The following is a 22,450-nucleotide window of genomic DNA, read 5'->3' on the forward strand; positions in this document are numbered from 1 at the left end:
CCCCATACAGCTTCGGCTCTTTTTCTGTTATATACAATATATATAATATAGGTTGTGAGTGAAATTTAAGGATTGTTTGGGACGGGGAGTGAGCCTGTGCTGATTTTGGTTTTGACAGCCTGTATGGGTGTTCTGTTGCGGATGCAGGTTTCAGACCGGCTTTTTAGCGGCTCTAAGCAGGCGGTGACATAAGCGTTTATTCCAAAAGCTGTCCCAAACTCACCTGATATGCAGAGGCGGTGTGACATTGACGAGTTCGGACAGTGGGACAGCTTTTGACGATTATGTCCCCGCCTGCTAAGAGCCGCACAAAAGCCGGTCAATGAAACCTGCATCCGCAGCAGAACGCCCACACAGGCTGCGTGAGCCTTTTGGCAGCACAGGCAGTTAAGGTTTTTGAACAATCCTTAAATTTCGCCGGAAGGTTATAGAATAGGAAAACCGACAGATTTATAGCATAATTTCCGCAGGCATAAACTTACAGCTTAGAAAATTTCAGCTAACACTCCGACAGCGTACATTGCCTGTGTTCCACGCAGTAAAATCAAACGGCATAGCGTCCGTATACCGCCTACAGTGTTCATTGTCCGGCTTTCGTGTATGTCTTAGCAGGTGGCGGCATAAGCGCAAAAACTGCCCAACTGTCTGAGCTCGTGAACGCAGAACATATCACAATATAAGAGGCGAGTTTTGGGCAGTTTTTGGAATAAGCGCTTATGCCACCGCCTGATTAGACATACTAGAAAGCCGGATTCGAACACTGTAGGCGGTATACGGACGCTATTCCGTTTGTCGTAACTGAAAATCAACACAGGCTCACCACCTTCCGGATAGACTCACAAATAAAAAATTATAAGCTGACAGAACCACCATTTTCGTATAAAATAAAACCATCATACAAAACATAAACCACCAGCATAAACAATACAAACAGGAGGCACACCGATGTCCACAAAGAAAAAACCGGAAATGGAATTCCGCTATTATGAGATACCACAGGGAGAACGTCTTTTAGCACTTCTTGGCAATACATGGATACGGGTATACGGAAATGACACAACCGACATCAAACTGCATTTTCATAATCTGATGGAGATCGGCTACTGTGTATCCGGTGATGGTAACATCGTATTCGGGGAAAACGTTGTTCCATATGATGAAGGAATGCTGACAGTGATCCCGCAAAATTATCCGCATACTACGAACAGCAGGATACATACAAAGAGCCATTGGGAATATCTGTTTGTCAATCCGGAAGAACTGCTGTCTGAATTTTATCCTGACAATCCTCTGTTTGCAAAAAAAATCTTAGACAGGATCAATAAGAAGGAACAATATTATCTGAAAGGCGAAAATGAACAGCTTGTTATGATCGTGCGTATGATCATGGATGAATGCAGAAACCGGAAAAGCTATTCCGGAGAATATATCCGCGGACTTTTGCTGACAATGCTGATAGCGATCGCAAGGGCAGATAAGGATATCGTAAGTCAGCAGGAGCATTACCAGCCGCATGGTGGAATCTACCAGATATCAAGTGCCTTAGAATATATCAGCAAATGTTATATGGAAAATATCAAGATGGAAACACTTGCAGAAAGCTGTAATTTAAGTGAAACACATTTCAGGAGATTATTTGCGGAAAACATGAACATGACACCGAGCGAGTATATCAATCTGGTACGCATCCAGCAGGCATGCGAACTGATGAAAAAAACAAGGTGTTCAATGGAAGATGTAGCAGCACGCGTAGGCTATACGACAATTTCCACGTTTAACCGGAATTTTCGTAAAATTATCGGAACATCGCCCTATCAATTCAAAAAAAGTAGTGAAAATTATCAAGGAAAGATACTGGACGCTAAGATTTCGGCACACCGTGGCTGGTAAATTGCACAAAAAACACATGGGGTTTTTAAAAAAAAGAGCATAAACAACTAAAAGATGGTTGAAAATGCTCTTTTTTTGGTTGAATATGAGAACAACTATATATGAAAAGTTGGTATAATGCACATATAAACGAAAGGAAAAAGAAAAATTGTGTATAAATCGCACAACATCAACCGGCCGGTTGGATTTCCTGTTTATTAACAAAGTATTTGGGAGGAAACGAATAATGAAAAGAAAATTAATGTCACTTTTATTAGTAGGCGCTATGACAACTGCTATGTTTGCAGGATGTGGATCTTCAAGTGATGATGCAGCATCTACAGATAACACAGCTACAACAAATGATGCAGCAGATGCATCCACAGAATCAGGAAGCAGCGCTGAAGGTGGAAAATTAACAGTATGGTGCTGGGATCCGGCATTCAATATCTTCTCTATGGAAGAAGCAGCTAAGGTTTATCAGAAAGATCATCCGGATGTTGACGTTGAAGTTATTGAAACTCCATGGGAGGATGTTCAGACAAAACTTACAACAGCAGCTACTTCTGGTGACTTAAGTTCATTACCGGATATCTTACTGATGCAGGATAATGCATTCCAGAAGAACGTAATCAGCTACCCGGATGCATTTACTGATTTAACAGACAGCGGAGTTGATTTCTCACAGTTTGCAGCAGGTAAAACTGCATACTCTGTAGTAGATGGCAAGAACTATGGTGTACCTTTCGATAATGGTGCTGTTATCGCCTGCTACCGTACAGATGTCTTAGAGCAGGCTGGTTTAACTATCGATGATTTCACAGATATTACTTGGGATCAGTACATTGAAAACGGTAAAAAAGTATTAGACGCTACAGGAAAACCTCTTATCTCCATGCAGGCAGGTGAGTGTGACCTTATCATGATGATGTTACAGTCTGCTGGATCTTCTCTTTTCAACGAAGATGGAACAGCTAACATCGTAAACAACGACACATTAAAAGTTGTTATGGAAACATACAAAGAATTAAAAGATACTGGTGTGTTAACAGAAGTAAACAGCTGGGATGAATATGTAGGTTCATTCGTAAGCGGTGATGTTGCTGGTACAATCAACGGATGCTGGATCATGGCTTCTATCAAGACAGCTGAAGACCAGAACGGTAACTGGGCTATCACAGATATGCCAAGCCTTGTAGGTGTTGATGATGCAACTAACTACTCTAACAATGGTGGTTCTTCATGGGCAGTAACATCTAACTGTCAGAACAAAGATCTTGCTTTTGATTTCTTAGCAAGCACATTTGGTGGAAGCACAGAACTTTATGACAACATTCTTTCTTGCGGAGCTATCGCAACATGGGCACCAGCTGGTGATTCCGACAAATACGCTGAAGGTGATGACTTCTTCGGTGGCGATGCTGTATCTGCTAAGATCGTAGATTTTGCTACAAAAGTTCCATCTAATATTACAGGTGTATATTACTATGAAGCTCGTGATGCTGTAGCAGTAGCAACAACAAACGTAATCAACGGAGCTGATATTGCAACTGAACTTCAGACAGCAGAAGATACTGTAAACTTCAATATGCAGTAATTTCTGAATCTTTCAGAGTAAAGCATAATTGTAAAGGGGAGAACGGTTTAACCGGCTGTTCTCCCTTTTTATTAAAACTTTTAACTTGTAGCATTGTTTTTTCAGCATAAAAGGAGGGAGTTTCCTTGAGTAAGCCATCAATGAAATTGTCTTTAGACAAGAAGCATAACCTGACAGGATGGATATTCTTGACACCGGGTGCACTGCTGATCTTATTTATGAGCTTTGTGCCAATGATAAAAGCACTGATCCTGTCTTTTAAAACAGGAAATGGTGGAGCATTAACGTGGTCAGATCCGATCTTTCGAAATTACTCACAGATGTTCAAGGATACTGTATTCATCCAGTCCATTAAGAATACATTTTTCTATTTGATCATTCAGGTGCCGATCATGTTAATCTTAGCATTGATCCTTGCATCTATATTAAATAACAGAAACTTACGGTTTAAAGGTGCGTTCCGTACCATGATCTTCTTACCATGTGCAACTTCTTTAGTAGCATATGCAACCGTATTCCGTACATTATTTGCAAACAACGGTCTTGTAAACCTAGTACTTACCAAGATCGGTATCTTAAGCCAGCCGTATTCATTTCTTACTCACGTATGGAGTGCACGAATCATTATCGTATTAGCACTTCTCTGGAGATGGACAGGATACAATATGGTATTCTATTTATCAGGATTACAGAATATTGAGTATTCTGTATATGAGGCAGCTAAGATTGACGGAGCATCACCGATGCAGACATTTTTTAAGATCACAGTTCCGTTATTAAAGCCTACGATTCTTTTAACAGCTATTATGTCAACCAACGGTACATTACAGTTATTCGATGAATCTGTAAACTTGACAGATGGTGGCCCGGCAAATGCATCTATCACAATGTCACATTATATTTACAATCTGTCATTTAAGTATGTGCCGAAGTTCGGATATGCAGCAGCAATGTCATTCTTGATATTAATCTTAGTTGCAATCTTAGCATTCGTTCAGATGAAAGTAGGTGATAAACGTGACTAAAGGTAAGAAAATTGCAATGTATGTATTTTTGATCCTCGCATCCTTTATTTCCGTTTTTCCATTATATTGGATGGTATGTGCGGCAACAAATACAAGTGCGGATGTTCTTCGCGGACGCATTATTCCGGGTGGAAATCTGCTTGTAAACGTTAAGAATCTGTTCGCAGCACAGGATATCGGTACTGCATTAGGAAATTCTTTTAAATATTCGATTGTATTAACACTGATATCCCTTGTAATCTGTTCTTTAGCAGGTTATGGATTTGAAATTTACCATGATAAGGCAAAAGATGCTGTTATGAGCGTAATTTTACTGGCAATGATGGTTCCATTTGTAGCAACGATGATCCCATTATTCCAGATGTTCTCAAAAGCAGGATGGTTGAACTCTACGATCGGATTTATTCTTCCGACGATTTCAACACCGTTTTTGATCATGATGTTCCGACAGAGTGCACGTTCATTCCCACATGATATCATTGAAGCAGCTAGAATTGATGGATTATCGGAGATCCGTATTTTCTTCCAGATGTTCATGCCTACCATGAGATCTACCTATGCAGCAGCAATGACAATCACATTTATGAATGCATGGAACAATTACTTATGGCCAAAGGTAATCATGACAAATGCTAAGAGCGTTACAATGCCGATGGTTGTAGCAAACTTGACACAGGGTTATGTAACAGATTACGGTATGTTAATGTTGGCCGTATTGATCTGTACATTACCAACTGCTATCGTATTCTTCTGCTTGCAGAAATCTTTCGCAGAAGGTATTACAGGTGCAGTAAAATAATCAATGATTGTAAATATCATATTGTAACTGAAACGGCAGGCTCAGGTTCGCTTTACATGAGGCTGCCGTTTCCAAAATACGAGAAAAAGAGGATAAGTTATGGCACAGTTTGATTATTCAAAAGTGAAAGATCCAACATTTTTTAAGGAAAATGTGTTAGCAGCACATTCCTCCCACATAGCTTACGGCAATAAGGGAGAGCTGTTTGATGGGAAGAGTTCTCTTAGAGCTTCCCTCGACGGTATCTGGAAATTTTCCTATGCTGTCAATTATGCATCTTCTGTCAAAGGATTTGAAAAAGCAGAGTATGATTGTACCTCATGGAATGATATCAGAGTACCGGCACATATCCAGATGGAAGGGTATGACAGCCCACAGTATTCTAATACGCAGTACCCATGGGACGGCAGAGAAGATGTAGAACCGGGAGAGATCCCTGAAAGATTCAATCCGGTTGCAAGTTATGTCAAATATTTTGAAATACCGGAACGGATGAAAGGAAAAGAGATCCGCATTGCATTTGCCGGTGTAGAAAGCGGAATGGCTCTCTGGTTAAATGGCAGCTATGTAGGATATAGTGAAGACAGTTTTACACCGTCGGATTTTAACCTGACACCATATATCAAAGATGGTGAGAATAAACTTGCGGTACAGGTATTTAAGTGGACATCTTCAAGCTGGTGTGAAGATCAGGACTTCTTCCGTTTTTCCGGTATTTACCGCAGTGTATATTTATACGCGGTTCCGGTAGTACATGTGGAAGATATCCGTATCAAGACATTGTTTGACGGAGAAGATTTTAGCAGATCAGCATTAGAGATCACGACAAAAGTATCTGGCAGCGGGAAAGTGCGTTTTACCTTAAAAGATGGTCAGGAGAGTATCTTTACCAAGCAGGTAGATGCAGAAAAAGAGATACGGTTTACCGAAGTTGTAGAAAAACCAAGACTCTGGAGTGCAGAAGAACCCAATCTCTATCAGTTAGAGATCGAGGCAACAGATGCATCCGGTGAAGTGGTAGAATATATGGAACAGGCAGTCGGTTTCCGTAAATTTGAAATGAAAGATAACCGTATGCTGTTAAATGGCAAACGTATCGTATTTAAGGGAGTAAACAGACATGAGTTCAGTTCCGTTTCCGGTCGTCATGTTACTTATGAAGAATTAGAAAAAGACATCATAACGATGAAACAGAATAATATCAATGCAATCCGTACCTGTCATTATCCGGATGATGTAGATATCTATGATCTGTGTGACCGTTATGGTCTTTATATGATCGCTGAGTGTAACATGGAATCCCATGGTACATGGGATGCATATCTGCGTGGTATCAAAGATATGTCTTATGTTGTCCCGGATGATAAACCAGACTGGGAGGCTATGATGTTAGACCGCATCAATTCCTGTTATCAGAGAGATAAGAACCATGCAGCGATCGTACTCTGGTCCTGCGGTAATGAGTCTTATGGTGGTCAGACGATCTATAAGATGTCAGAGTTGTTCCGGCAGTTAGATGATACAAGATTAGTACATTATGAAGGTGTTTTCCATGACCGCAGATATAATGATACTTCAGATATGGAAAGCCGTATGTATCCGAAAGTATATGAGATCGAAGAATACTTAAATACTCCGGGAGCAAAACCGTTTATCTGCTGTGAGTATTCCCATGCGATGGGTAACTCCTGTGGCGCGATCCATAAATATACCGATCTGGCAGATAAGGAAAATTCCGGTTATCAGGGTGGATTTATCTGGGATTACATCGATCAGTCTATTTATAAAAAAGACCGTTACGGCAAGTGGTTCTTAGCTTATGGCGGTGATTTCGGTGACCGCCCGACAGATTATAATTTCAGTGGAAACGGTATTGCATATGGTGGAGAAAGAAATGCTTCTCCAAAGATGCAGGAAGTTAAATTCGTTTATCAGAATCTTGCAGTTACAGTAAATGAGAAGAATTTTGAAGTATGGAATAAAAATCTGTTTGTCAATGCAGATACATTTGACTGTATGGCATATTTACAGAGAGATGGTGTTGTCATTGCAAAACAGGTGCTTGCAGTTTCTGTTGAACCGGACAGCAAAAAGACTTATCCGATCCCATTTGAGATTCCTGAGTATGAAGGGGAATATGCAGTTACGATTTCCTTCATGTTAAAAGAAGATAAGCCATGGGCAAAAGCCGGACACGAAGTAGCATTTGGTCAGGCAGTTGTAAAGAAAGTCGTAAAACCTATAAAATATATGGCAAAAGAGAAACCATATACATTGATCCGCGGAGTCTACAATACCTGCGTACGTGGCGCAGAATTTGAAGTATTATTCTCATCTTTAAATGGTGGACTGGTATCTTACCGTTATGCAGGAAAAGAACTGATCGAGGAGATTCCGAAGCCGAATTTCTGGCGTGCACCGGTAGATAATGACTATGGTAATGATATGCCGCAGCATTATGCACAGTGGAAGATCGCAAGTATGTATCTGACACATAAAGGTGCAGGTATCAGACGGGAAGGCGTAGAGTGCCCACAGTACGAGAATCCGACCGTACGTGAAGAAAAAGATTACGCAGTGATCACCTATACATATAAGATGCCGACAATACCGGCAACAGAGTGTCAGGTAGAATATCGTGTCTATGGAGATGGAAGAATCAAGACAACGTTATCTTATGATCCTGTAAAAGAATTAAAAGATATGCCTGAATTTGGTATGATCTTTAAATTCAATGCAGATTATGACAATGTAGAATGGTACGGAAACGGACCGGAAGAAACTTACGAAGACCGTAAGGAAGGCGCAAAACTTGGTATTTATAAGAATCATGTTATGGATAACATGGCAGGATACTTAGTTCCTCAGGAGTGTGGAAACAAAACAGATGTACGCTATGGTAAGATCACAGACAGGAAGGGAAGAGGTATCCTCTTTACCGGAGATTCCATGAGTTTTTCAGCACTTCCATATACGCCGCATGAAATCGAAAATGCAAAACATGCATATGAACTGCCGGAAGTACATTATACAGTAGTACGTGTATCAAAACAGCAGATGGGTATTGGCGGAGATGACAGCTGGGGAGCACCGGTACATCCGGAGTATCATATTGATGCAGACAGAAGATTAGAATTTACATTTACATTTAAAGGTATTTAGAACATTATAATGGAACGATGGTAATACAAGAATATGCCGGAACATTTGGATTTTACGATTTTTTCGTATTTCCAAAGTCCGGCATTTTTTATGGTATAGGGCTCATTTATTGGAAATTTTTAATTGACAGGGTTTACTTAACTTACTGCTCAGTCATCTTTGCTTCCGTATTCTCTGCATTCGGATCATGATAGGTATATTCCGGTGTGCTGCGGAAAACAGTATTACTAGAACCCATCTGGCTGACAACCACCGTATCCTGATCAGAAAGGGCATCAGCCTTGATACGAAGTCTCGAACTGCTGATAAATGCAGATGGTACTTTTTCGCCATTGATGTAAACACGGCTCCAGCGGGTGAAGTTCTTACCGCCAACGATCAGATAGCCTTCATTTGCAGAAGGGAAGATATTGGCAATTGCAGTATCTTCGACACCCATGACAAGATCAGAAGCCGGGTAAGCATCCTCTCCATTATAAGCATAACGATCACCATATAGGAGATCATACTGCAGATTATTCAGTCCATCTAAGTAGTTTTCACTTCCGGTTGTTCCCTGATCTAAAGCATTCTGCTCATAAGTAAAGATCGTTCCCTCATGGATATTCAGATCGTTTGTTGTTTTAGCAAGTAATTCATAAGCACAAAGATCAGCGTCCTTTTTAGCTAAACCAAAGTTGTTCCAAGTAGCATATTTTGTTTTGAAAATACTTTCAGAAGCCATATTGCTTTCTTCTAAGTTTAAGCTTGGCAGATGGTCGCCAAAGAATACAACGATCGTATTTTCATCTCTTTTTTCTAATTCTGTAGTCAGGTTCTTAATAAATTTATCTACTTCATGGATCATATTCGTGTAATATTCCCACTGGTAATTGGCTTCTTCTGTTGGAGCACCGCTCACACGGATTTCCGGATTGTCTAATATTTTTTCTGTCGGGTAATCGCCATGTCCCTGTACTGTGATCGTATAAACAAGATCAGACTGGTTTTCGGTGGAATCAAGCGCCTTCATGGTTTCGTTGATCAGGATATTATCTGTAGGCCATGAACCAAGCGGTGTGTATTCCTGGATGTTCATCATTTCTTTACTGGTAAATGAATCAAATCCCATCATGGAAAATGCATTTGCACGGCTGTAGAAATTACCACCGTTATTATGTACGACATGTGTACCGTAACCAATCCTAGAAAGGTCAGAAGCAATGCTTTCACAGTCTGTCTGTTTTAAGATTGTCTTATAAGGATATTCACCGGTTCCGAAATACTGCATACTCATACCGGTCAATACTTCAAATTCTGTATTTGCAGTTCCGGCACCAACAACCGGTACAGTAAGATAACCGGTGCTGTAATTTTGGGTCAGTTCACGGAAGTTCGGGATCGGATCTTCGGAGAAGTTTAAATAATCAACTTCTGTCGGATCAATAAAGGATTCTAATAATACAACAATGATGTTCGGATCATCGGCATTTTGTGTTGCGGTCTGTTTGGATTTTTTTTGGGCTGTTTCTATAGTTTCCCGGGAATAATCTTTTGGTTTGCTCATACCTCTGTCAACGACACTGGTAGAAAATCCATAGACAAAACCGTAATTTTCATATCCCTGTGCAATATTTGCAAAGTAAGATGCAATGATATTGGAATTCTGGGCAGCCTGTGTTGTGACCGGCAGCATCAGAAAACATGCAGCTACCATGACCGGTGTTAAAAATTTCCTGCGTTCACCCTGAAATTTTGGTCCTTTTATAAATAAGAAGATACAGAATGCAAGAAAAGCAGCTACGACAAAGACAACAAGCGTGGCTTCACCTGCAGAAAAGTAATTGGTATTCTGCATCGACAAAAGGTCAGATAAACATTTTAAGTCTGTATAGCCAAATGGTGTGACGCGGTTAGATAAAATGCAGCCGTTGACTGTTCCAAGGAACAGCCACAGTCCACTGATAAAAATACGCAGGCACATTCTGCGGCGGAACAGATATACGATCGCAAGGGATGCAAATATAATAAAGGAATTATATGCAAATGCCCAGGTATGTTTATCAACAAACGTCAGTGCCTTGACTGCGGAATGTCTTGAGATTGTTTCGATTGTAAAGCACAATGCCATCGAGAGTACTGCATGAATCAAAAGAGAATAGCGGTTAAACATGTCGATCATGCGTTTCTTTTTGTCCGGAGTCATATGCGGCACCGGGATTTTATCGGTTAATTTCATCGTGATTCCTCCTGATTTTATATACTATATTAAGAATACCAGAGTGCATCTGGCAGTTTTATACGTTCACGTACTCAAGAATATAACTTATAATGTAAAAAATCAATGTAAAACTTTTATAAAAATTTCTTTAGAATTTTACAAAAAACACTCAATATGAATAAAGTGTGAACGTATTGTGACGTAACGGAACAAAAAACGTAGGAAAGTTCTGTAAAAAGTGGATTTTGGCACTTCGGAAATAAGACATAAGATAAAGAGATTAAGAATTTCTTAAGATGTTTTAGTAAATGTAAAAAGTGGTTGACAAGAAGAACTGTGTGTATTATTGTATTATCTATGTAATACACTAATGCATGAGAGGGAAGGGAAAACGAGTGGATACATTGATAGAAGTAAAGAATCTGATGAAGATTTACAATCCCGGAGAAAATGAAGTGCGTGCATTAAATGATGTGTCACTTCAGATCAAAAAGGGAGAATTTGTTGCGATCATCGGGCAATCCGGTTCAGGAAAATCTACCTTTATGAATATGTTAGGCTGTTTGGACGTTCCGACGTCCGGCAGTTATTTCCTAAATGGAAAAGATGTTGCAGGTCTTTCCGATGATGAACTTTCGGATATCCGCAATCAGGAGATCGGCTTTATCTTTCAGGGATTTAATCTGATCCCGAATCTGACAGCACTTGAAAACGTGGAACTGCCACTGATCTACCGGAATGTTCCGGCAGCAAAGCGGCATGAACTATCCGTAGCTTCATTAAAAAAAGTCGGCTTAGAGCACCGTATGGATCATAAGCCATCGGAAATGTCTGGTGGACAGCAGCAGAGGGTAGCGATCGCACGGGCGTTAGCAGCAGCACCGCCGGTGATCTTAGCAGACGAACCGACCGGTAATCTTGATTCTGCGTCCAGCAAAGAGATCATGCAGATCTTAAGAGAACTGTATGAAGAAGGCAGAACCGTCATATTGATCACACATGATAATAAGATCGCAGCCAGTGCAAAGCGCGTGATCCGTATCATGGATGGTAAGATCGTATCTGATACCAGCTATGAAGAAGAATGGCAGCATAAAAATATTAACGAAATAGCAGAAGAAATCGAAGAAGAAGGAGAGAAGGAGTTAGAAAATGTTTAAGGAAAAAGAAAAGACAACAGAAATTACGATCAATAAACCAAAGAAAAAGATCAAAAAGTGGAAGATCGTTGTATTAGTCATCGTGTTACTCATTGTTGTACGCACGGTCGTTGGCATAGTTTTCGGAAGTGGAAAAGATATGCTGCCGGCAGTCGATACAGCAGAAGCCGTCAAAGGCGAGATCACTTCCACTTTAGATACCAGCGGTACGATCGCAAGCGAAGTGACAAAAGTATATGCATCACCAGTCAATGCACAGGTTTTAGATGTTCCGGCAGAAGCAGGCGGGAAAGTACAAAAGGGAGAATATTTACTGACTTATGATACGACTTCCTTGCAGAAAAGTTATGATATTGCAGAATTACAGGCAAAAGCAGAAAATGCAACGTCAAACGATTCCTTAGAAAAGAGTAAGGAAAGCGCAGCAGATATGGCATCGAGTGCAAGTGATATCGCAAGTTTACAGGGACAGATCGATGCATTGAATGCAGAGATCAACAGCCTGCAGTCACAGGCTACCAATAATGAATTAGCAAGTAATGACAATGCGGCGGTCAATGAGAAGATCACAAAGCTTCAGACAGAATTAGAAGGGATCAAAGCACAGATTGCAAGTTTAGAAGCAAAGAAGGAGAAAGAAGAACTTTCCGATAAAGAAGAAAAAAATTTAAAAGCATTAAATAAAGAACAGAAAGAAAAAGAAAAAGAGATCAAGAAACAGCAGAAATCCTTAAACGATACGAAGAGCATTGCAAACAGCCAGACAACGATACAGGCACAGCTTACACAGAAGAACAGCCAGCTTGCAGATCTGCAGAGTAAATTAGCAGAAGCCCAGTCGAAAAATACAGCAGCAGAAGCAGGAGTATTATCCGATGCAGCAAAGGCAAATATCGATTATACAAAACAGGCAGGCAAACTGACACTTGAGCAGACTGCAGACAGCCTCTCCAAAGCAAAAGCAGGAATTGTCGCAGATTTTGACGGGATTGTCACACAGGTAGATATCTCTGCAGGTTCTATGGCAGCAGAAGGATCACCGCTTCTTACTTTAGCAAGTGCAAATGATCTGTGTGTAGAGATTCCGGTATCAAAATATAACCTTGCAAATATTGAGATCGGGCAGAAGGCAACTGTCACATTTCAGGATAAAGATTATACCGGAGAGGTAAATTACATCAGCAAAGTTGCACAGAAGGCAGAATCCGGTGCGGCATTAGTTACCGTAAAAGTACATATCGATACACCGGATGATAATCTGGTATTAGGTTTAGATGCAAAAGTAAAGATCGATCTTGGAAGTGTGGAAAATGTTATCAAAGTACCGGTATCAGCAGTCAATTCCGATACCTCAGGAGATTTTGTCTATGTTGTAGAGGATAATATCGTCGTAAGAAAAGCGGTCACTACAGGTATGGCATCGAAAGAAGAAATGGAGATTAAATCCGGACTTTCCGAAGGAGAAAAAGTCATTACGACGATCGATGCAACAATCATAGAGGGAATGCAGGTAACAGAAAGTACAGAACAGGATACAGAAACTTCAGCGGCAGGAACAACTGCAGATTCCACGGAAGAAGCGATCACAAATACAACCACAGAAGTTGCAGAATAGGAGGCAGTTATGTCACAGTTGTATGAATATCTGAAAATGGCTGTTTCTAATATCAAGGCAAATAAAGTCCGTTCATTTTTAACAATGCTCGGAATCATCATCGGTATTTCTTCTGTCATCCTGATCGTGTCGTTAGGAAATGGTGCAAAAAATGTCATTACAGGAGAAATGTCAGGAATCGCATCCGGACAGATCGCACTTTATACTTATGATAGTACGGGTTCTTACTATATTACAAATGATGATATCGAAGCGATCCAAAACGAGATCAGCGGGATCAAAGCAGTCAATGTATATAGTGGATGTGAAGGGACAACTACTACAAAAAAAGGTGAATTTAAAGTAGAAGGAAGCGGTCAGATGGCATCCTATCCTTACTTTTCCACAGCTACGATCTTTAAAGGAAGATGCTTTAATGAAAATGAATACCTTGCAGGACAGCCGGTCTGCGTGATCGGGGAAGAAGATGCACTCCGTCTGTTCGGTTCTTCCGATGTTGTGGGCATGAATTTAGATGTTACCTGCTGGGGAACAGAAGTAGCATTTACGATCATCGGAGTAGAAAAAGCAGAAGAAAGTTCCTTTTTAAGTTTTACTTATGATAATTCACCGGTAAATATTTATTTCCCATTGACAGTACTGTCAACGATCTATGGTATGGAAATGGATGATTATTATCAGATCTATCTGTTAGCAGAGGATGATGCCGATACAACCGCCATTACCACACAGGTCGTAAATCTCTTAGAACGCAGACATCAGTGTTATGGGGAAGACATTTACCAGTATGAGAGTTTTAATGACTATATGAGTATTGTAAATACGGTCATCAATGCAGTAACGATGCTGATCTCACTTGTGGCAGCAATCTCACTTGTGGTAGGAGGTATCGGTGTTATGAATATCATGTTAGTGTCCGTTACAGAACGTACAAGAGAGATCGGGATCCGAAAAGCATTAGGAGCAAAGACACGTTCCATTATGCTCCAGTTTTTATCTGAATCGGCGATCATCACGATGATCGGTGGTCTGTTAGGAATCATCACAGGAATTGCGGAGGCATATTTAGTAGCGAAGATCATAGCGCTTGTGAATCCGCAGCTTTCCTTTACGCCTTCGGTAAGTATTATTACCGTATTGATCACCACATTATTTTCGTCCACGATCGGTCTGTTTTTTGGGATCTATCCGGCAAAAAAAGCAGCAAAATTAAGTCCAATCGAAGCGTTGAGAAGAAATTAGTTACTGGTCACGGAGTGAACAGTAACAGAAATTAAACGGAAGGAGAACTTTTTTTATCTTAACATTGTGTTTCTGATAACCCTACGTTATAATGTTACAGTAACGGAAACAGAAGGTAAGGCATATAGTATATAGATATTTTAAACGGAGCTGTAGTTGTGGATCAATTCAGAGAACCCTATTTGCAAATGCCTAATGACTATACCGGTAAAATGCCTTTTTATCTGACTTATCCCATGCCAAATGTATATCAGACAGAAAAAGAATACGAGCGGGATATGGAACGGATGAAAGAGTTATATCCAAGACGTATGAAAGAACTGCTTGCATATGTTGAGGAAGAATGTGACAAAATGGAATACGAAGGAAGCATGATGTATGACGAATATCCGGATCGTGTGCTGTTATATAAAGTATCAGCAGATATCTACGATAAAGCTGTCCCCCTAGAGCAGACCGAACATCGCAGGGGAAGAAGGAGAGATCGTGATCTTATGGATGTGATACAGGTGCTTTTGTTCGATGAGATGCATAGAAGGAGAGGCAGACGCAGACGCTGCTGCCAAAGATGGTGGTAAAAAAATGCCATGGTTTTAGCCTTGTCTAAAACCATGGCATAACGTGGATAAGAGGACGAAAGGTGGAATTTGTGCCATGAAAAAAGGGCTGATCAAAGTAGTGGTATTGTTAGCAGTATTTTGCTTTGGCATATTAGGGTTTGGACTGATGATGAATCATTCCAACAAAGATCTGACGACGGAGATGACAGATGCGACGCTTCCGGTCGTTTCTTTATATGTACAGACAGACAGTGGAGATGGTCTAAAAGAGATCAACAAGCTGCGCGGTTATACAGAAAAGATGAACGGGATCTATATGCGTGATACCATTACACCGGTCGGTACGGACAGGCTTCTGCCGATACAAGTCAGGACATATGATACACAGGTAGATGGAATCTCTTATGAGATCAGAAGCATGGATATGGACAGGCTGATCGCCGATGCAACGATCGAGGATTATGAACAGACCAAAGAGAAGATCAGTGCCAGCCTGCCGATACAGAATCTTTTAGAGGAAAATCGGGAATATCTGTTGATCATTAAGCTGTCTTCCGGTGAAAACACGATCAGCTATTATACAAGGATCATAGAAGAACAAAACTGTTATGTAGATGAATGTGTATCATTTGCGATGGATTTCCATGAGAAGACATTTGATGAGGTACAATCAAAGGATCTTGCCGCTTATTTAGAGCCGAATGCGTCCGGTGATAATTCTACTTTTAATAAAGTAGATATCCATTCAAGTTTAAAGCAGGTGGCATGGGGTGATTTCGCATGTGAACGGCTGACGACTCCGGTTCCATCTGTCAAAGAGATCAATATGTCTTATACCGTTGTGATCTTAGATTATCTGGTAGGTGCGACAAAAGCCAACGGTGAGATGGAGTATTATAATGTAGAAGAATATTACAGGGTGCGTTATACCAGCGACCGGATGTATCTGTTGAATTATGAGCGGAATATGGAACAGATCTTTCGTGCCGAAAGTGCAGAAGTCTATGATAATTATATTCAGCTTGGTATCCGTGATCAGAATGTGGAATTTTCTTCCAATGAAAAAGGAAATATCGTCGCATTTGTGCAGCAGGGCGAACTCTGGTGCTATAACGAAGCTGCAAACCAGTTGTCAAGAGTATTCAGTTTTATCGGCAGTGAAGGAATTGACGACAGAGAAAACTATGGCGAACATGATATCCGTATCATCAGCATAGACGAAACAGGAAGTGTGAATTTTGTAGTATACGGATATATGAACTGTGGTACGCACGAAGGCAGGGTTGGCATCTGTGTCTATCATTATGACAGTGTGGCGAATACGATCGAAGAAGAACTGTTTATTCCATCAGATGAATCCTATCAGGTCATGAAAGCAGATTTAGGACAGCTGATGTATGAAAATACGCAGGGCATCTTCTTTATCATGTTAGAAGGTACGGTATACAGGATCGATCTTTCCACGATGCAGGTCAAAGAATATATCACCGGTTTAAAAGAAGGAACTTATGCAATTTCTAATTCTCACAAATATTTTGCATGGCTCGATGGTGAAGATGAAAATGCAGCAGATACGATCTTTCTTATGAACCTTGATACTGAAGAAAAACATGAGATCTCTGCGGGTGGTGGAGAATATCTAAAGACATTAGGATTTATGTCAGAAGATTTTGTCTATGGTGTGGCAAAGAGAGATGATGTCAGACAGGATCTTGCCGGAAATATCACTTTCCCGATGTATCAGGTTAATATCATGGATTCAGAAACCTTAGATATTTTAAAAACTTATGAAAAATCAGGATATTTTGTACAAAATATTGATATTGAAGATTATATCATGTACTTAAACCGAATACAGTTTAATGGAATGGCTTATGTGGAAGCAGCAGAAGATACGATTATGAACAGGGAAGGTGACAGCGGTACGATCGTAGGTGTGCATACGACCGTTACCGAAGTCAAAGAAACACAGGTGCAGTTATCTTTAGCAGATATCGTAAAAGAAGCAGCACCAAAAGTTTTGACACCGAGAGAAGTTGTCGTGGAAGATGATCGTGAAGTTGCACTTGATTACGCAGGAGAAGAAAGCAGTTACTATGCATATGCAAGAGGAGATGTGCTGTGCGTGACTGATGATCTGCGTGAAGCAATTTCTGCGGCAAATGCTGAGATGGGTGTTGTCATCGGCAAGAAACAGCAGTATATATGGAAACGTGCCAGAAAGTCGGCACAGGCTGAGATGACAGTTTCCATCGGGGAAGAAGATGTAGCAGGTTCTTCGATCGCCCAGTGTGTCAGTGCAATGCTTGAACAGGAATCGATCAATATCGGCGTGACTGCATTGATCGAGCAGGGCAAGACACCAAAAGAGATCTTAGAAACGACGATGGATAATGTCACGGCATTAGATCTTACCGGATGTGACTTAGAGGAAATCTTATATTATATCAATTTAGGAACTCCGGTATTTGCAATGCAAAGTGATACCGAAGCAGTATTGGTTGTCGGATATGATGCAGGTAATGTACTTTTATATGATCCATTAAGAGGACGTACCGAAAAAGTTGAATCAAATGATGCGGCAGAAATGTTTAAAAATGCAGGTAATGTATTTTTTGGATATATCCTTGATAAGTAGATTTTTGAGATACCGGGGCACAAAATCGGAAAAACAGATAAAAAATGCATAATTTTCACAGTAAGAAATATAGGCTTTCGTAAGAAATTGCTGATTTTGTGAAAAGCGTATTGTAAATTTATAAGTTTTAGTTTATATTAAACAATGTACTTTAGGAGGAAATGAAAACATGAGCAAAAAGGAAATTATAGTATCTAATGTTTCAAAGAAACATGATAATCCGATTGCTGAACTGGTGCAGGTTGCATGTCAGTTTGACAGCAATATCACCCTGGAGAGTGAAAATCGCCGGATCAATGCAAAGAGCATTATGGGAATCATGGCTTTCAATCCATCCAAGGGAATGACAGTAAATATTATTACAGAAGGCAGTGACGAAGAGGAAGCATTGCTTGCAATGGAACAGTTTTTAGTTTGCGAATAATAGTTTGGTATAGGGAGGTCAAAGGATTATGGCAAAGAGATCATCAAGAAGAACAGCACCCGTAGTAAAAGCAGCAGAAGCAAAAGCAGCCGAAGTGAAAGCCGCAGAGGTTAAGGCAGAAGTGAAAGCAGAGCCAGACAAGAAAGAAGTAAAAACAGAAGTTAAGCCAGAAGAAAGTGCAAAAGAAGTAGTAAAAGAAGCAGCAGAAGTTGTTAAAGAAACTGCCAAAGAAGTTGCAAAAGAGGCAGCAGCAGTAAAAGAAACAGCTCAGAAAGCAGTTAAGAAAGCAGCTGCAACAACCAAAAAAGCAGCAGCTAAGAAAACAGCAGAGAAAGCCGTTTTACAGCCGGAAGTATTTTTACAGTTTGATGATAACGGATCACATGAAGCAAGCATTTCTGAGATCGTAGAGAAAGTAAAAGCATTATATGTTGCAGAAGGACATCGTGAGTCTTCCATCAAATCCCTTCGTGTGTATATGAAACCGCAGGAGTGGAAAGCATATTATGTGATCAACAATAAGATCGCAGGAGAACTTCCAATCTTCTAATGTAAGATGTAATTATGGATATAGAAAGAACTGTGCATGGATAGAGTGATGCGCAGTTTTTTTTTATGAGAAAAAATGTGCAGCCAGAAGACTGACTGCACATAAAAGATCTTAGTTATTTTCAGTTTTGTATTTGTCGATCAGACGGTGGATTCTGTCATATGGATCCAACAGATCACTGATCGATACGTCATGGTTTAAGGTATCAATGATATAGGCGATATATTTGCTCATATCACAGTTGATATAATAAGGTTTTGCTAACAGTTCTGCATCCTGATACGTTAGGTTTGTAGTTACTAAACGATAGATGATACCGTTTTCATATGCCTTATCGAATTTCTCAAGACCATTCGTAAAGAGTCCGAAAGTTGCAACGACAAAGATACGGTTTGCTTTACGTTTCTTTAATTCTGTTGCAACGTCGATCATACTGTCACCGGAGGAGATCATATCATCGATGATCAGTACGTCTTTGCCTTCTACGGAAGCACCTAAAAATTCATGTGCAACGATCGGGTTACGTCCGTCAACGATCTTGCTGTAATCACGGCGTTTGTAGAACATACCCATATCAACACCAAGCACGTTTGCAAGATAAACAGCACGGTTTGTACCACCTTCATCAGGACTTATGACCATCAGATGGTCATTATCGATCTTTAAGTCTTTAGTATTGCCTAAGATACCTTTGATGAACTGGTAAGCAGGCTGGACAGTATCAAATCCATTTAAAGGAATTGCGTTCTGTACACGCGGATCATGTGCATCAAAAGTGATGATATTGTCAACACCCATCTTGATCAGATCCTGAAGGGCTAATGCACAGTCTAAGGATTCTCTTGAAGTACGTTTATGCTGACGGCTCTCGTATAAGAATGGGATGATTACAGTGATTCTTCGTGCCTTTCCACCGATCGCAGCAATGACACGTTTTAAATCCGCAAAGTGGTCATCCGGTGACATCAGGTTCGTATGTCCACAAAGAGAATAAGTCAGGTGGTGGTTTGTAACATCAACCATCAGATAAAGGTCATAACCGCGGACAGATTCTTTGATCACACCTTTTGCTTCGCCACTGCCGAATCGTGGGCAGGAAGCGGATAAAATATAAGTGTCACGTTTGTAGCCGTTTAAAGTAGTTGTGTCAGAGAGTTCATGTTCTCTTTTAATTCTCCAGTCTACAAGATACTTGTCTACTTTCTTGCCCATCTCTTTAAAGCTTTCAAGCGGGATCAGTCCAAGGGAACCGGCAGGAAGTGTTCGTAGTAATTTTTCATCGTTTGCCATGATAGTCCTCCATAAAATAAATTGGGTGTATTGTATATTCAATAGATAAAATCTAATGAAGTCAGCGGAATTTTTTCTGAATACGGATATCATCTCCAAACAGCTTTAACATGACATAGTTGCTTGAAATCCTTGAAAATGTCCGCTCAGAATAGATTTCTGCAATCTGGTTTAATGTCAGATTGGTAGAAATGATCGTGGATTTTTTCCTTAAAATACGTTCATTTAAACACAGAAATAACTGCGAGATCGTAAAGGAATTTGGCAGTTCCGTACCAAGATCGTCAATGATCAGAAGATCGCAGTCAAAAATGTTCTGATGGGCAGCAATAATATCCTCATCTGTTTCCCGATGGAACGTGTTCTTTTCAAATATATCAAATAATTGGAATGCCGTAAAGTAGATTACGGAATGTCCTGTATCTAAAAGTTCTTTTGCAACACAGTTTGATAAGAATGTCTTTCCGACACCGGTATCACCGTACAAAAAAAGATTAGAAAAAACATCATCAAACTCACGGATGAAATTTTTACATTCGGTGACCGCTTTTTTCGTGGTTTCTAAAGAAGTTAAACCGGTGGAAGGATTTATTTCTATTTCAGAATAATACTCATAAGAGAAATGGTCAAAGTTTTCTTCCTGTAAGATCGTGCGGATATTAGACTGGGTATAGACCATATCGATCGCACGCTGTTTAAAACAATGACAGCGATGGCTGCCGATATATCCGGTATCTTTGCAATCCTTACATTCGTAGACCGGTTCAAGGTACTGTTCGGAATATCCTAACTCTTTTAGGATATCCAGACGTTTCTGTTTATAGTCAGAAAGTTTGTCACGCAGAGAAGAAAGGGCGGTCATATCACCATTTAGCAGTTTCCTTGCATGGGCAAGAGAGCAGGAAGAAATCGCATCGTCGATTTCTTTTAACCTTGCGTCTTTTCCATATACTTCACGGATATGATCGTCTAAAATATGCTGGTTCTGGATCTGTCTTGCATTATATTCACGGATGATCTCATCGTATTGTGAATTACTTAATGGCATAATCTAATCTCCTTCCCCCTGTAACTAATTAGTTTTTAAAAGCTGCTTTTCTAACTGGTCATAATTATAGCTTCTTTGTGGAAAATTATTAAAGCGGTTATTTGCAGAAGCCTGTGAAGCAGCGGCTTTGGATTTGGCAGCAGCCTTTGACTTCTGGTGTGCAGCATCTAATTTGATGATATCATTCATGTTATGTACGTTATTCTTGTGCCAGTTATTTAAGATCGTATCGGCATATTCAAAACTTGCCTTTCCGGTAGACTGGATCGTCCGTCTGCAGGCTTCTTTGATGATATCCATGGAAAATGCGTACTGACCTGTCCATTTCTGGATCGTCTTTATCTCCGCAGGGATCAGATTGCGTCCATGAATACCGAATGCATTCATTACAGCATAGACATCCTGATGATGTGCACTGTGTTCTGCTCTTGCCTGTGCGACAGAAGAAATACCGGACTCTGCCCATGAAAGAGCAATCTTTTCCATATATCGAAGGCTTGTATGCCCATTGCTGATACAGGTTTCAATCAGGTATTCGATCAGGTCGGTAGAAAAATGAAGTCCGTCATACCAGTAGAGGATCGTACGGATATCGGTTGAATTTAAGGTTCTGCCAAGATAATTTTCAGTAATAAATAAAATCTCCTGGACCGATTCATCATCCTGAAAGTTCTCAAGCTGTTCTGTCGTATAGATTTCTTTGCCATCAGATGGAAGATAAGCAGATTCCGTTGTAGTGTCTGCTGTATCTGTAGCCTTAGCCATAAGATCATCTGTAGTATCTTTCGCATGAAGTTCCCTGGTGTCTGCTGTTGATAGTGTATCAGCCGTCTGCGGCTTTGCTGCATTTGATGCGGCTGTATTAAGAACTGCTTCCTGCTCCGGAAGGGTTAAAGTAATTGAAGTGATCTCGCCAAGATCATTGTAGTCAAGGCAGAGCAGGTTCGCTTTCTCCCAATAGAGTAAAGCACGCAGGATATCCTTTTCTGTATGTTCAAAAATATCTGCAAGCATGGAAACAGAAAATGCTGTTCCGCCCTGGTTCATAGACCGAAGCAGATATAAATAAATTTTTATGTATTCTCCGTTTGCAGTTATCATATACTTATCTATGAAGATATTAGGAACACAGGTACAAGAGAGTAGACTGCTGCCCTTTAATAAAATGTCTGCCATTGCTAAATGCCTTCTTTCCAATTCTGATATGCCCCAAATTATAGCACGGTTTTTTCAAATTGAAAAGAGGTGATTTTCGCTCAAAGCCTTTAAAA

General features: G+C 40.2%; 16 protein-coding genes. 12 read left to right on the forward strand and 4 right to left on the reverse strand.

Features of this window, described 5'->3' with window-relative positions:
- Positions 1 to 945 precede the first annotated feature (945 nt).
- The 5 genes from H8S17_RS01255 (at position 946) to H8S17_RS01275 (ending at position 8,452) form a co-directional block, all read left to right on the forward strand.
- A complete protein-coding gene (locus H8S17_RS01255) occupies positions 946 to 1,890 on the forward strand; it encodes an AraC family transcriptional regulator (RefSeq protein ID WP_186865891.1) in 945 nt (314 codons plus the stop codon).
- A gap of 226 nt (positions 1,891 to 2,116) precedes the next feature.
- Entirely contained in the window at positions 2,117 to 3,466 is a 1,350-nt protein-coding gene (locus tag H8S17_RS01260; RefSeq protein ID WP_186865892.1) for an ABC transporter substrate-binding protein, read from the forward strand.
- 140 nt (positions 3,467 to 3,606) lie between these two features.
- Positions 3,607 to 4,491, forward strand: coding sequence for a carbohydrate ABC transporter permease (locus H8S17_RS01265; RefSeq protein ID WP_186866189.1), 885 nt, complete (start codon positions 3,607 to 3,609; stop codon positions 4,489 to 4,491).
- Between the two features lie 16 nt (positions 4,492 to 4,507).
- Positions 4,508 to 5,290 carry a carbohydrate ABC transporter permease gene (locus H8S17_RS01270; RefSeq protein WP_243237946.1) on the forward strand — a complete coding sequence of 261 codons (783 nt, stop codon included), beginning with the start codon at positions 4,508 to 4,510 and terminating at the stop codon, positions 5,288 to 5,290.
- A 99-nt stretch (positions 5,291 to 5,389) separates the two neighbouring features.
- Positions 5,390 to 8,452, forward strand: coding sequence for a glycoside hydrolase family 2 TIM barrel-domain containing protein (locus tag H8S17_RS01275; protein WP_186865893.1), 3,063 nt, complete (start codon positions 5,390 to 5,392; stop codon positions 8,450 to 8,452).
- A gap of 142 nt (positions 8,453 to 8,594) precedes the next feature.
- Here the strand turns inward: H8S17_RS01275 and H8S17_RS01280 are convergent, their stop codons facing one another.
- On the reverse strand, positions 8,595 to 10,670 hold the full coding sequence (locus tag H8S17_RS01280; RefSeq protein ID WP_186865894.1) for an LTA synthase family protein: 2,076 nt from the start codon (positions 10,668 to 10,670) through the stop codon (positions 8,595 to 8,597).
- Positions 10,671 to 11,047: 377 nt separating this feature from the next.
- On the opposite strand from H8S17_RS01280, the gene H8S17_RS01285 reads away from it, so the two are divergent.
- From H8S17_RS01285 to H8S17_RS01315, 7 genes are all read left to right on the forward strand, one after another.
- Positions 11,048 to 11,812, forward strand: coding sequence for an ABC transporter ATP-binding protein (locus H8S17_RS01285; protein WP_330595588.1), 765 nt, complete (start codon positions 11,048 to 11,050; stop codon positions 11,810 to 11,812).
- Positions 11,805 to 13,427 carry an efflux RND transporter periplasmic adaptor subunit gene (locus H8S17_RS01290; RefSeq protein WP_186865896.1) on the forward strand — a complete coding sequence of 541 codons (1,623 nt, stop codon included), beginning with the start codon at positions 11,805 to 11,807 and terminating at the stop codon, positions 13,425 to 13,427. Before H8S17_RS01285 ends, H8S17_RS01290 begins: the two co-directional genes overlap by 8 nt.
- A 9-nt stretch (positions 13,428 to 13,436) precedes the next feature.
- The gene (locus H8S17_RS01295; protein ID WP_186865897.1) at positions 13,437 to 14,669 is read left to right on the forward strand and encodes an ABC transporter permease; all 1,233 of its coding nucleotides are present in this window, start codon (positions 13,437 to 13,439) and stop codon (positions 14,667 to 14,669) included.
- Positions 14,670 to 14,827: 158 nt separating this feature from the next.
- Positions 14,828 to 15,247: a hypothetical protein gene (locus H8S17_RS01300; protein ID WP_330595589.1), complete on the forward strand. Its 420-nt coding sequence runs from the start codon at positions 14,828 to 14,830 to the stop codon at positions 15,245 to 15,247.
- 76 nt (positions 15,248 to 15,323) lie between these two features.
- Positions 15,324 to 17,867 (forward strand): hypothetical protein, encoded by a 2,544-nt coding sequence (locus H8S17_RS01305; protein WP_186865898.1) that lies wholly within the window; start codon positions 15,324 to 15,326, stop codon positions 17,865 to 17,867.
- 169 nt (positions 17,868 to 18,036) lie between these two features.
- Positions 18,037 to 18,291: an HPr family phosphocarrier protein gene (locus H8S17_RS01310; RefSeq protein ID WP_178050874.1), complete on the forward strand. Its 255-nt coding sequence runs from the start codon at positions 18,037 to 18,039 to the stop codon at positions 18,289 to 18,291.
- A 28-nt stretch (positions 18,292 to 18,319) separates the two neighbouring features.
- Entirely contained in the window at positions 18,320 to 18,841 is a 522-nt protein-coding gene (locus H8S17_RS01315) for a DUF6465 family protein (RefSeq protein WP_186865899.1), read from the forward strand.
- A 111-nt stretch (positions 18,842 to 18,952) separates the two neighbouring features.
- Here the strand turns inward: H8S17_RS01315 and H8S17_RS01320 are convergent, their stop codons facing one another.
- The 3 genes from H8S17_RS01320 to H8S17_RS01330 form a co-directional block, all read right to left on the reverse strand.
- Positions 18,953 to 20,131, reverse strand: coding sequence for a ribose-phosphate pyrophosphokinase (locus H8S17_RS01320; protein ID WP_178050876.1), 1,179 nt, complete (start codon positions 20,129 to 20,131; stop codon positions 18,953 to 18,955).
- Between the two features lie 61 nt (positions 20,132 to 20,192).
- On the reverse strand, positions 20,193 to 21,179 hold the full coding sequence (locus H8S17_RS01325) for an ATP-binding protein (protein ID WP_186865900.1): 987 nt from the start codon (positions 21,177 to 21,179) through the stop codon (positions 20,193 to 20,195).
- A gap of 24 nt (positions 21,180 to 21,203) precedes the next feature.
- Complete coding sequence (locus tag H8S17_RS01330) at positions 21,204 to 22,355, reverse strand: DnaD domain protein (protein ID WP_243237929.1); 1,152 nt, start codon at positions 22,353 to 22,355, stop codon at positions 21,204 to 21,206.
- Positions 22,356 to 22,450 lie beyond the last annotated feature (95 nt).

The organism is Roseburia zhanii (assembly GCF_014287635.1).
Classification (GTDB): Bacteria; Bacillota; Clostridia; order Lachnospirales; family Lachnospiraceae; genus Roseburia_B; species Roseburia_B zhanii.